This window comes from Nakamurella sp. (genome assembly GCF_048594475.1).
Classification (GTDB): Bacteria; Actinomycetota; Actinomycetes; order Mycobacteriales; family Nakamurellaceae; genus Nakamurella.
Genome location: NZ_JBMDXT010000114.1, coordinates 1 through 11,318, shown reverse-complemented (window position 1 = coordinate 11,318; position 11,318 = coordinate 1). Strand labels below are relative to the sequence as shown.

10 protein-coding genes are annotated in these 11,318 nt (G+C 73.9%); 5 read left to right on the top strand and 5 right to left on the bottom strand.

Features of this window, described 5'->3' with window-relative positions:
* Nucleotides 1-13 precede the first annotated feature (13 nt).
* Nucleotides 14-670, bottom strand: coding sequence for a TetR/AcrR family transcriptional regulator (locus ACOJUF_RS05995; RefSeq protein WP_420120953.1), 657 nt, complete (start codon nt 668-670; stop codon nt 14-16).
* A gap of 285 nt (nt 671-955) precedes the next feature.
* Here ACOJUF_RS05995 and ACOJUF_RS05990 point away from each other — a divergent pair, with 285 nt between their 5' ends.
* The gene (locus ACOJUF_RS05990) at nt 956-1,480 is read left to right on the top strand and encodes an LURP-one-related/scramblase family protein (RefSeq protein ID WP_420120952.1); all 525 of its coding nucleotides are present in this window, start codon (nt 956-958) and stop codon (nt 1,478-1,480) included.
* Nucleotides 1,481-1,647: 167 nt separating this feature from the next.
* Here the strand turns inward: ACOJUF_RS05990 and ACOJUF_RS05985 are convergent, their stop codons facing one another.
* Nucleotides 1,648-2,106: a TIGR03668 family PPOX class F420-dependent oxidoreductase gene (locus tag ACOJUF_RS05985; protein ID WP_420120951.1), complete on the bottom strand. Its 459-nt coding sequence runs from the start codon at nt 2,104-2,106 to the stop codon at nt 1,648-1,650.
* Nucleotides 2,107-2,250: 144 nt separating this feature from the next.
* Here ACOJUF_RS05985 and ACOJUF_RS05980 point away from each other — a divergent pair, with 144 nt between their 5' ends.
* Nucleotides 2,251-2,721 carry a hypothetical protein gene (locus ACOJUF_RS05980; RefSeq protein WP_420120950.1) on the top strand — a complete coding sequence of 157 codons (471 nt, stop codon included), beginning with the start codon at nt 2,251-2,253 and terminating at the stop codon, nt 2,719-2,721.
* Here the strand turns inward: ACOJUF_RS05980 and ACOJUF_RS05975 are convergent.
* The 3 genes from ACOJUF_RS05975 to ACOJUF_RS05965 all read right to left on the bottom strand — a co-directional run bounded on the left by ACOJUF_RS05975 (nt 2,662) and on the right by ACOJUF_RS05965 (nt 5,768).
* Nucleotides 2,662-4,461: a bifunctional 3'-5' exonuclease/DNA polymerase gene (locus ACOJUF_RS05975; RefSeq protein WP_420120949.1), complete on the bottom strand. Its 1,800-nt coding sequence runs from the start codon at nt 4,459-4,461 to the stop codon at nt 2,662-2,664. The two genes, ACOJUF_RS05980 and ACOJUF_RS05975, sit on opposite strands and share 60 nt — an antisense overlap.
* 13 nt (nt 4,462-4,474) lie before the next feature.
* A complete protein-coding gene (locus ACOJUF_RS05970) occupies nt 4,475-4,753 on the bottom strand; it encodes a hypothetical protein (protein WP_420120948.1) in 279 nt (92 codons plus the stop codon).
* A 73-nt stretch (nt 4,754-4,826) separates the two neighbouring features.
* Complete coding sequence (locus tag ACOJUF_RS05965; protein ID WP_420120947.1) at nt 4,827-5,768, bottom strand: SDR family oxidoreductase; 942 nt, start codon at nt 5,766-5,768, stop codon at nt 4,827-4,829.
* A gap of 192 nt (nt 5,769-5,960) precedes the next feature.
* Here ACOJUF_RS05965 and ACOJUF_RS05960 point away from each other — a divergent pair, with 192 nt between their 5' ends.
* Genes ACOJUF_RS05960 through ACOJUF_RS05950 form a run of 3 tightly spaced genes read left to right on the top strand, consistent with a single transcriptional unit; the run spans nt 5,961 to nt 11,210 of the window.
* The gene (locus ACOJUF_RS05960) at nt 5,961-6,803 is read left to right on the top strand and encodes a helix-turn-helix transcriptional regulator (RefSeq protein ID WP_420120946.1); all 843 of its coding nucleotides are present in this window, start codon (nt 5,961-5,963) and stop codon (nt 6,801-6,803) included.
* A 59-nt stretch (nt 6,804-6,862) separates the two neighbouring features.
* Nucleotides 6,863-10,174 carry a formate dehydrogenase gene (gene fdh, locus ACOJUF_RS05955; protein WP_420120945.1) on the top strand — a complete coding sequence of 1,104 codons (3,312 nt, stop codon included), beginning with the start codon at nt 6,863-6,865 and terminating at the stop codon, nt 10,172-10,174.
* Nucleotides 10,167-11,210, top strand: a complete 1,044-nt coding sequence (locus ACOJUF_RS05950) for a 4Fe-4S dicluster domain-containing protein (protein ID WP_420120944.1) — start codon at nt 10,167-10,169, stop codon at nt 11,208-11,210. The genes fdh and ACOJUF_RS05950 overlap by 8 nt, the downstream gene beginning before the upstream one ends.
* Nucleotides 11,211-11,318 lie beyond the last annotated feature (108 nt).

Genomic DNA, 11,318 nt, shown 5'->3' with positions numbered 1-11,318 from the left:
CAGGGCTCCCTGATCACTGGATGGGACTGGGCGGAAGGGTGGTCACCGGCAGCGGCCGGTGGGCGACCTCGTGCGCGTCCGCGGGGGACAGGCCGAGGGTGGTCAGGACGGTGGCGGCCAACTCGTCGGCGTCCTCGTCGGTGAGCGGGGCGCCGGTCAGCCGCATCTGCACGAACGCCAGGACGCTGCCGGCGACGACCGACAGGGACAGGGCCGGGTTCGGCGCGGTGAACCGGCCGACCCGGACCCCGTTGACGATGTCCCGCAACGCCTGTGGCGCCAGCCCGCGATCGGCGACCAGAAACTGCGGTCCGGCCAGCACCAGGATCCGGGCCACCTCCGGCCGGGTCGAGGCCAGCCGGCAGGTCAGGCGCACGCCCACCGATGTCCACTCCGCCTGATCGGCCATCCCGGCGCAGGCAGCGTCCAGCGCGGCTCCGAACTCGGCCAGCAGCTCCAGCACCGCCTCCTCGAACAGCTGCGCCTTGGAGGTGAAGTGGTTGTAGAACGATCCGAGACCGACGTCGGCCTCGTCCGTGATGTCCTGCACCGCCACCTCGGTCGTGCCGCGGGTGGCCAGGATCCGCTGGGCCGCGCCGATCAGCGCCGCCCGGGTGCGGCTCTTGCGGCGGTCCGCCCGGTCGGCGCGGGCGGCCTCGGTGGGGGACACGCGACCGAGCGTAGGGCTGCGCTGACGGTCTCGTCATCGCTGAGGGGGACTTCACCCCAACGGGATGACGGGCGGCGCGCCGTGCTCGGGTCGATGGGGCGGCGGGGCAGCGGGGCGGCGACGCGCGGACGTGGCGCTCCGCGACTGTGCGGGACGGTCGCGGCCCCGGCGGGTGCATTACCAACCCGATGGGGTGGTCACGCCCGACGGACCCCGGCGGCGGTGCTTGGCTGGCACCGGCCGCAGCCGTGCGACCCGTCGCCGCGACGACCCCCTGGAGGCCCGGTGTTCCACCATCAGAGCGCGCCCGACGTGACGGACCTGCCGACCGGCGCCTATCTGGTGCGCCGCAAGCTCTCCAGCATCGAGGGCTTCCTGGTCTACGACGCGTCGGACACGATGGTCTACCACTTCAAGGGACACCTGGCGTTCCCCGGCGCCAGGTGGAGCATGCTCGACGCCGGGGGCACCGAGGTCGCGACCCTGGCCCGGCCGGCGATGCACGTCCACCCGACGTTCACGGTCGACCGGCCGGGCCGGTCCGAGGTCACGATCCGCAAGGCCGGCTTCGCGCCGCTGGCCCAGAGCTGGCGGATCGAGGGCGCCGAGGACGGCGACATCGACCTGCACGGCGACCTTCTCAACCACGAGTTCACGTTCGAGCGGGCCGGTCGCACCGTCGGCACGACGACCCGCCGCTGGATCTCCGTCACCGACGCGTACGCCGTCCAGGCCACCGCGATGGACCCCGTGCTGGCGATCGCGGCCGCAGTCGGCGTCGACGGGGTGATGACCGAGCACGACCGCTGACCCGGGCCGGGTGGGCGTTCCGGCTCGTCGGGGCGGCCCGGACGAGCCGGGCGTGGTCGGCGGCCCACCGGCGGGCTCACCGATCCCGGCCGGCCCCCACACCCCGGGGTCCGGTCACGCCCGCGCTCCCGACCCGCAGGCCGGCCTCGCCGCGGCCGGCCCGCCGCTCATGTCGCCGTCGTCGCCGCGCCCGGCGCGGGATCGGCGGCCGCCCACCCCGTCCACCGGACGACCCGCGCGCCGACCACCGGCCCGTCCGGCACCCGCTCCCGGTACTGCCGGTACCGGCCGGTCAACGCGGCCAGGGCGGCGTCCCGCAGCCCGCCGTCGAGCACCTCGGCCCGCGCGTCGGCCCGCACCCACCACAGCCGTGCCCAGTCGTCGTCGTACTCGTCGACCAGGAAGCAGACCGCCGGGTTCGCGGCGATGTTGTCCAGGCGGCGCAGCCGGGTCGTCGTCTTGGGCTTGTGGTCGACGGCGAACACGAGCCGGTCCACCCCGTCCCGGGCCACGCAGGCGAACGTGACCGGCACCAGATGGGGCGCCCCCGACCCGTCCACGGTGGCCAGCCGGGCCACCGGGGAGGCCAGGAACCGTTCGCGCGCCAGGGCCACCGGGATCCGCATCCCTCGAGTGTCCCCGGCCCGTCCCGGTTCCGCGTCCACGCCGGCGGCGGCGACCCGCGCCGAACCGGCGCCGATCCGGCGCCGATCCGGTGCCGGAACGCACGTTTCCGGGCGGGCCGGCGCGGCTGGACTTAGGGTCCTGACGTGCACCTGCCGCTGCCGCCGCGACCGGACGTGCTGCTGGCGCGGCCGGCCGCGACGGTGATGGTCGGCTGCGCCCTCGTGCACGGGTGGTGCGCGGTCCGGCACTGGTCGCCGGCGCTGTCGGTGCTGACGATCGCGGTGGCCCTGGCCTGCCTGCACTGCGTCCCCCACCTGTGGCGGTCGCCGCGCACCGCCGACTGGGTCTGGGTGACGCTGGGCAGCGCCGCGATGCTGGTGGTGCACCTTCTGTCGCTGGTGCAGCCGGCCGGGACCGGCCACGCGCATGCCGCCGTCGGACGGCCGACGACCGGTGGGCTGGACGCGCTGTCCGCGCTCGGGCTGGTGCTGCCGCTGCTGGGCCTGGCGGCGGCCTGGTGGGCGCTGGCCGGCCGCGCCACCCGTACCGGCCGCCTACTTGGCGTCGGCGTAGCGGTCGACGATCACCGGCCGGACCGGCGTCACCACGGCTGAGCCGGGGAAGACCAGCCGCCGTGCGTCCTCGGCGGCCCGTTCGATGAGCCCGGCCACCTCGTCCGCCACCGGCGCCGGAGCGTGCACGATCAGCTCGTCGTGCAGGAAGAAGACGAGTTCGGCGTCCGGCACGGCCGTCAACGCGGTCCGCAACCCGGCCAACCAGACGGCGGCCCAGTCGGCCGCCGACGCCTGGACCACGAAGTTGCGGGTGAACCGCCCGCGGTCGCCGGCGATCCGGTCCGCCCGCTTCCGCTCGGCGGCGGTGGCGTCCTGCTGGCGTCCGATGCGGACCGCCTCCCACGAGGCCCCCGGCGGCGGGCACGTGCGGCCCAGGACCGACGCCACGACGTCGCCGCGTTCACCGGCTCGCGCGGCCGCATCGACGTAACCCATGGCCACCGGGTAGCGCGCCCGCAGCGTGCGCACCAGCCGGCCGCCCTCGCCCGTCGTCTGCCCGTACATCGCCCCGAGCATGGCGACCTTGGCCGATGCCCGGTTGCCGCCGAAGCCGTCGGCGGCCAGGCCGGCGTACAGATCCGCCCGATCCTGGCGGGCGGCCGAGACCGCCTGCAGCGCGGCGTCTCCCGAGATCGCGGCGAGGACACGTGGCTCGAGCTGGGCGGCGTCGGCGACGACCAGCCGGTAGCCGTCGTCGGCCACGACGGCCTGCCGGAGCAACCGCGGGATCTGCAGGGCGCCGCCACCCCGGGTCGCCCAGCGACCCGAGACGACCGCCCCGGAGAGGTACTCGGCCCGGAACCGGTCGTCACGCACCCACTGGTCGAGCCAGGTCCAACCGTTCGCGCTGTGCAGCCGGGCCAGTTCCTTGTACGCCAGGACCGGGCCGACCGCCGGGTGGTCGATGCCCTTGATGACCCAGGAACGGGTCGTCTCGATGTCGAAGCCGACCCGGCGGAACGCCTCCCGCAGCTCGACCGCCGAGTCGGGATTGACCGCAAAGCCGAAGGCGCCGTCGATCTCACGGGACAGGTCGACCAGTCGCGGGGGTCGGCCGCCGAGCGCCGGCCGCGCCCCGAGCATCTGCTCGAGCACGGCCAGGTGCACCGAGCGCCGCCACGGCAGGCCGACCGCACCCAGCTCGGCCGCGGCGAGCGCGGCGGCGTTCTCGGCCGCGAGCAGCAGGGCCAGCGCGCCGTCACCGGCCGCCCGCCGGCGCTGGTCCCGGTAGGCCAGCCGCAGCAGCTCCAACGGATCGCCGGCCGCATCGGACCGCCCGGCGCCGGACGGGCCCACGGCGGACGGCCCCGGCCCGGACCGGCCGTCACCCTCGCGGTCCGGGCCCGCCTGTCCCGGGGCCGCCGGGATCCCGCCGGCGGCGACCGGATCCGGGTCGAACGCCCGGGCCAGGTCGAACAGCGTCGGGGTGCCGGCGGCCGGCCCGGACGACCCGGCCGGGGCGGCCGGAACGGGCTCGCCCCGGGACCGGGCGACGACCGCCGCCGGCGTCACCGGATCGCCGAATGCGCCGGCCCTTCCGAGCAGGATCCGCTCGACCGCGGCGACGTCGTGGCATCGGGCGACCCGCTGCCCGGCGGCGAGCAACGCCGGGTACTCCTGCGGGGTCGACGCCCACAGCCGGCGCTCGTCGGGCGTTCCGGTCGCGTCCGTCCCGAGCGCACCCGGCGGTCGCACCTCCGGCTCGCCCGCCGGCTCACCGTCGTCGGTCAGCCGCCGGACGGCCCACCGGCCGTCCGCGAGCGGCGCGCAGGCGAGCACCGTCAGCGGGTGCTCACGCGGTCGAGCCGCCGCCCAGCGAGCGGCGGATCGCGTCCAGCCGGTCCTTGGCCGCCTGCTCCTGCTGCTGCTCGGCCGCGGACCGGGCTTCGGGCGTCTCGGCGGCCAGTTCGGACGAGCCGAGGGACTGCGCGTACCGGCCCTCGATCTTGTCCCGGACGAAGTCCAGGCTGGGCACCCCCTGCGCCGAGTAGTCCGGCGGCGGGGCGACCACGCTCGGGACGTCGGGGTCGAATGCCGGCTCGGGCACCACGGGCTCGGGGGGATTGGCCATGCCCCCATCTTGCGCCGACCCGCCCCGTCCGCGGTCTCCCGGCCGTCGGAACCTGCGGATGAGGGGGCCGGGGTCAGGCCCGGGAGTGCTCGTCGAGAAGCCGCTCGGAGAGCTCCCACATCCGCCGGGCGTCGTCGGCGCTGCGCAGCCGGGAGAACAGCGACTGCTCCGCCGGCCGCCCACCCAGGTGCCCGGGCCCGGCGGGCCCGTAGAACCCGCCCCCGACCGCGTCCGGCGAGGTGGCCGCGTAGAGGGCGGGCAATCCCGCACTGGCGACGGTGCCCACGAGGATGCCGGCGGCCGAGAGCATCCGGATCACCCGGCGGCCCAGCGTGTCGCGGTCGCGGCCGACCTCGGGCCGGGCGGCCAGCAGGTTGGTCGCGGCCACGCCCGGGTGGGACAGGTTGCTGGTGATGCCCCACCCCTGCGTGGCGCTGCGCCGCGCAAGCTCGAGACCGAACAGGCCCATCGCGATCTTGGACTGGCTGTAGGCCTTCATGCCGTTGTACGACCGCTCCCAGTTCAGGTCGTCCCAGTTGATGGCGCCCTGGTTGGCCGCGATGCTGATCTGCGATGTCACCCGGGCCCGGCCGGCCCGCAGCAGCGGCAGCAGCTCGCGGACGAGGGCGACGTGGCCGAGATGGTTGGTGCCGAACTGCAGCTCGAACCCGTCGGCGGTGAGCTGCCGATCGGGCGGCGTCATCACGCCGGCGTTGTTGATCAGGATGTGGATCGGCCGGTCCTCGCCGCGCAGGGCCTGCCCGAGCGCCGCCACCGAGGCGAGCGAGGACAGGTCCAGCTCCCGCAGGCTGACGTCCGCCTCGGGTGCCGTCGCCCGGATGGTCGCGAGCGCGCGGGCGCCCTTGGCCGGGTTGCGGACGGGCAGCACGACCGCGGCGCCGGCGGCGGCGAGCCGGCCGGCGATGCCGAGCCCGATGCCGTCGCTCGCGCCGGTGACGACGGCCCGCCGGCCGCTCAGGTCGGGGAGGGTGATGTCGATGGGGGTGCGGGCCATGGGTGTCGCTCCTTGTCCGGGTCGGTTCCTCCACCGTGCCGTCGCCGGCGCACCGCATCCAGGGACCGTCGATCCGCGGATCCCGGGGCCACCGGATGGCTCCCGCCGGCCGACCCGGCCGACCCCGGCCGGCCCGAGGGGCGGATCGACGATCCGTGGCCCCGCCCCGCACCCGACGGTAGAAGGGAGGTCATGGACATCGACCGCGCCGGCCTGGCCGACTTCCTGCGCCGCCGCCGGGAGGCCCTGCAACCCGAGGACGTCGGGCTGCCGCGTGGGCCCCGGCGCCGGACGGACGGGCTGCGCCGCGAGGAGGTGGCACTGCTGTGCCACATGTCGACCGACTACTACGCCCGGTTGGAGCGCGAACGGGGCCCACAGCCGTCCGATCAGATGCTGGCGTCGATCGCGCAGGGCCTGCATCTGTCGCTGCCCGAGCGGGACCACCTGTTCCGGCTGGCCGGGCACCAGCCACCGCCCCGCGGCGCGGGCGGCGACCACATAGAGCCCGGCCTGCTGCGCATCCTGGACCGGCTCGACGACACCCCCGCGGAGATCGTCACCGAGCTGGGCGAGACCCTGCGGCAGAGCCCGCTGGGCGTCGCGCTCACCGGCGATGCGAGCAGGTACAGCGGACCAGACCGCAGCCTGGGCTTCCGCTGGTTCACCGACCCGGCGGCCCGGGAGCGGTATGCCCCAGAGGAGCACGACCGGCTGTCCCGGCTGTTCGCCTCGGGCCTGCGGGAAGTCGCCACGCGGCGCGGGCCGGGCTCGCGGGCGGCGCAGTACACCGATCAGCTGCTCGCCCGGAGCACGGAGTTCCGGACGCTGTGGGACCGGCACGAGGTGGGGGTCCGGCCGGACGCCGTCAAGCGATTCGTGCATCCCGAAGTGGGCCGGCTGGAGCTGAACTGCCAGACGCTGGTGGACCCGGACCAGGCCCATCTGCTGCTGGTCTACACCGCCGACCCGGGCACCGAGAGCCACCAGAAGCTGCAGCTGCTCGCGGTCATCGGCGCCCAGGTCCTGCGCTGATCTTCCGCCGGTCGGAACGCCCGGCGCCGCCCGACCGCGAGTGGGCTACCGTGGCGGGCATGGGTCGCATCAGCGTGCTGGACTGGCCGGTCATCCGGCAGTTCCGCTCGGGCGACGTGTTCGGCCGCGGCCCCGCCGTGATGTCCGAGAAGACCAAAGAGATGACCGCCCGCACCACCACCGCGGACCGGGTTGCGCGCAGCGTCTGCCCGTACTGCGCCGTCGGCTGCGGGCAGAAGGTGTTCGTCAAAGACGAGAAGGTCATCCAGATCGAGGGTGACCCGGCGTCGCCGATCTCCCGCGGGCGGCTGTGCCCCAAGGGCAGCGCCAGCGAGCAGCTGGTCAACAACCCGGGCCGGCAGACGACCATCCTGTACCGCCGCCCGCACGGCACCGAGTGGGAAACCCTGGAGCTGGACCGGGCGATCGACATGATCGCCGACCGGTTCCTGGAGGCCCGGCGCAACGGCTGGCAGGACACCGACGAGGACGGCCGGCCGGTCCGGCGAACGATGGGCATCGCCTCCCTCGGCGGCGCCACCCTGGACAACGAAGAGAACTACCTGATCAAGAAGCTGTTCACCGCGGCCGGCGCGATCCAGGTGGAGAACCAGGCCCGTATTTGACACTCCGCCACGGTTCCCAGTCTGGGAGCCTCGTTCGGACGCGGCGGCGCGACGCAATCGTTGCAGGACATGGCCAATGCCGACTGCATCGTGATCCAGGGCTCGAACATGGCCGAGTGCCACCCGGTGGGCTTCCAGTGGGTGTCCGAGGCCAAGGCGCGCGGCGCCCGGATCATCCACGTCGACCCCCGCTTCACCCGGACGAGCGCGATCACGCACAAGCACATCCCGATCCGGGCCGGCTCGGACGTGGTGCTGCTGGGCGCGCTGATCAAGCACATCCTGGACAACGACCTGTGGTTCCACGAGTACGTCGTGCACTACACGAACGCGGCGACGATCATCGGCGAGGAGTACCGGGACGCCGAGGATCTCGGCGGGCTGTTCTCCGGGTTCGACCCGGCGACCGGCAAGTACGACCTGTCGTCCTGGGCGTACGACACCGACGATGACGCACACCAGGACGCGGCGGCGCAGGAGCACGGCTCGACGTCGTCGGATCGGGCGGCCGGCCACGAGCACGGCAGCGGCGGCCCGACGCTGCCGCACGCCAAGGTGCGGCGGGACGAGACCCTGCAACACCCGCGCTGCGTGTTCCAGATCCTCAAGCGGCACTACGCCCGGTACACCCCGCAGATGGTGCACGAGGTCTGCGGCATCGACCCGGCCGACTTCCGGTACCTGGCCGATTCGATCACCGCGAACTCGGGCCGGGACCGCACCACCTGCTTCGCCTACGCCGTGGGTTGGACCCAGCACACGCTGGGCGCCCAGTTCATCCGCACCTCGGCCATCCTGCAGCTGCTGCTGGGCAACATGGGCCGGCCCGGCGGCGGCATCATGGCGCTGCGCGGGCACGCCAGCATCCAGGGCTCGACCGACATCCCCACCCTGTTCAACCTGCTGCCGGGCTACCTGCCGATGCCGATGGCCGGCCGGCACGATTCCTACGCGCAGTACCTGGACGCCATCTCGTCCAAGCAGCAGAAGGGCTATTGGGCGGCCGCCGACACCTACGTGGTGAGCCTGCTCAAGGCCTGGTGGGGCGACGCGGCGACGGCCGAGAACGACTGGGCGTACGACTACCTGCCCAAGCTGACCGGGCCGCACGGCACCTACCAGACCGTGCACGACATGCTCGAGGACATGGTCGACGGGTATTTCGTCCTCGGCCAGAACCCGGCCGTCGGATCGGCCAACGGCCGGATGCAGCGGCTGGGCATGGCCCGGCTCAAGTGGCTCGTCGTCCGTGACCTGAACCTCATCGAGTCGGCCACCTGGTGGAAGGACGGCCCGGAGATCGCCTCCGGCGAGCTGACCACCGAGGACATCGGCACCGAGGTGTTCTTCCTGCCGGCGGCCACCCACGTGGAGAAGGCCGGGTCGTTCACCCAGACGCAACGGCTCGTGCAGTGGCGGGAGAAGGCCGTCGACCCGCCCGGGCAGGCGCAGCCCGAGCTCGAGTTCTTCTACGAGCTGGGCAAGCGGATCCGGGCCAAGCTGGCCGGGTCGACCGACCCGCGGGACCGCCCGCTGCTCGACCTGACCTGGGATTACGAGCTCGACGAGCACGGCGAGATCGACCCCGAGTCGGTGCTGCGGGAGATCAACGGCTACCACCTGACCGGTCCGCAGCAGGGTGCCCCGCTCTCCTCGTACCTGGAGATGCGCGCCGACGGGTCGACCGTGGGCGGGTGCTGGATCTACGCCGGCATCTACGCCGGCGGGGTCAACAAGGCGGCCCGACGGACGTACCGGGGCGGCGGCGGGGTCAGCCAGCAGGAGTGGGGCTGGGCGTGGCCGGCCGACCGGCGGATCCTGTACAACCGGGCCTCGGCCGACCCGGAGGGCAAGCCGTGGAGCGAGCGCAAGAAGCTCGTCTGGTGGGACGCGGAGCAGGGCCGCTGGGTCGGTGACGACGTGCCCGACTTCGTCGCCGACCGGGCGCCGGGCAGCCGGCCCGACCCCGACCTGGGCGGCGCCGCGGCGCTGGCCGGTGACGACCCGTTCATCATGCAGGCGGACGGCAAGGGCTGGCTGTTCGCGCCCAAGGGCATGCTGGACGGCCCGCTGCCGACGCACTACGAGCCGCAGGAATCGCCGATCCCCAACGCGCTGTACCCGCAGCAGCAGAACCCGTCCCGCATCCTGATGCCGGGCAAGGACAACCTGTTCGCGCCGAGCGCCGGGGAACCGGGCGCCGGCGTCTACCCCTACGTGTTCACCACGTACCGGCTGACCGAGCACCACACCGCGGGCGGGATGAGCCGCTGGCTGCCCTACCTGGCCGAGCTGCAGCCCGAGATGTTCTGCGAGGTCTCCCCCGAGCTGGCCGCCGAGAAGGGCCTGGAGAACTACGGCTGGGCGACGATCGTCTCGCCGCGCGCGGCGATCGAGGCCAGGGTGCTGGTGACCGAACGGATGACCCCGCTGGTCATCCAGGGCCACACCGTGCACCAGATCGGCCTGCCCTACCACGGGGGGGTCGGCGGCGACGCGGTGGTCAGCGGGGACGCCGCCAACGATCTGCTGGGCATCACCCTCGACCCGAACGTGCAGATCCAGGAGTCCAAGGCGGGCTCCTGCGACATCCGGCCGGGCCGCCGTCCGCAGGGCGACGAGCTGCTGCGGCTGGTCGCCGAGTACCAGTCCCGGTCCGGATCCACGGTGCAGACGGACAATCAGCGGGTCACCCACCCCGAGCGCGAGCTGCGGCCCGCCGCCGAACGGAGCGACGATGCCTGATCAGTCCGGTTCCACCGCGGCCCCGCCGACCCACGCCGAGGGGGTTCGGCTCGCCCACCAGCTCAGCGGGGAGACCGACCCGGCGTTCGCCGCCCGCTGGTCGGTGGACCGGGAGCGCCGCACCGGGTTCTTCACCGACACCTCGATCTGCATCGGCTGCAAGGCCTGCGAGGTGGCGTGCAAGGAGTGGAACCGGAACCCGCGGGACGGCGACCTGCAGATCCTCGGCTCGTCGTACGACAACACCGGCTCGCTGGGCGCCAGCACCTGGCGGCACGTGGCGTTCATCGAGCAGACCGGCGAGCGCATCGAGCAGGCCCGGGCGTCCGGACGGGCGCTGGTCGGGTTGGGCATGCCCGGCGTGCGGCCCTCCGCCACCCCGGCACCGGTGGACACCGCGCCCCCGGACACCGACGAGTTCCGCTGGTTGATGTCCTCGGACGTGTGCAAGCACTGCACGCACGCCGGCTGCCTGGACGTCTGCCCGACCGGGGCGCTGTTCCGCACCGAGTTCGGCACGGTGGTGGTGCAGGACGACGTGTGCAACGGCTGCGGCACCTGCGTCGCCGGCTGCCCGTTCGGCGTCATCGAACGGCGGTCGGACGGCACCTTCGCCACCGGGGCCCGGTCGGACGCGCCGCACGTGCGCAACGAGGGCGTCGCCCAGAAGTGCACCCTGTGCTACGACCGGATCAAGGACGGGCAGACGCCGGCCTGCGCGCAGACCTGCCCGACCACGTCGATCAAGTACGGCGACCACTACGAGCTGGTCGCCCAGGCCAAGCAGCGGGTCGCCGACCTGCACGAGCAGGGCATGACCGAGGCCCGGCTGTACGGCGCCAATCCCAAGGACGGCGTCGGTGGCACCGGATCGGTGTTCCTGCTGCTGGACGAGCCCGAGGTGTACGGGCTGCCCCCGGACCCGCGGGTGCCGACCGCCGACCTGCCCCGGATGTTCAACCGGGCCGGGGTCGCCGGCCTGGGGATGATCGCCGCGGTGATCGGGTCGTTCGTGTTCGGCCGGCGGTCCCGGTGAGCATGCTGCCGACCATCCCGCTGACGATCCCACCGACGAGCACGGTGACGACCTCATGACGACCTCCGACTTCGACGGCTTCCGGCCGCCCGCCTGCGGCGGGCGGCG

Bases quoted from the DNA above. Each gene is read 5' to 3' on its own strand.
- ACOJUF_RS05965 (WP_420120947.1), bottom strand. From the start codon at position 5,768: ATGGCCCGCACCCCCATCGACATCACCCTCCCCGACCTGAGCGGCCGG.
- ACOJUF_RS05970 (WP_420120948.1), bottom strand. From the start codon at position 4,753: ATGGCCAATCCCCCCGAGCCCGTGGTGCCCGAGCCGGCATTCGACCCC.
- ACOJUF_RS05950 (WP_420120944.1), top strand. From the start codon at position 10,167: ATGCCTGATCAGTCCGGTTCCACCGCGGCCCCGCCGACCCACGCCGAG.
- ACOJUF_RS05985 (WP_420120951.1), bottom strand. From the start codon at position 2,106: ATGCGGATCCCGGTGGCCCTGGCGCGCGAACGGTTCCTGGCCTCCCCG.
- ACOJUF_RS05960 (WP_420120946.1), top strand. From the start codon at position 5,961: ATGGACATCGACCGCGCCGGCCTGGCCGACTTCCTGCGCCGCCGCCGG.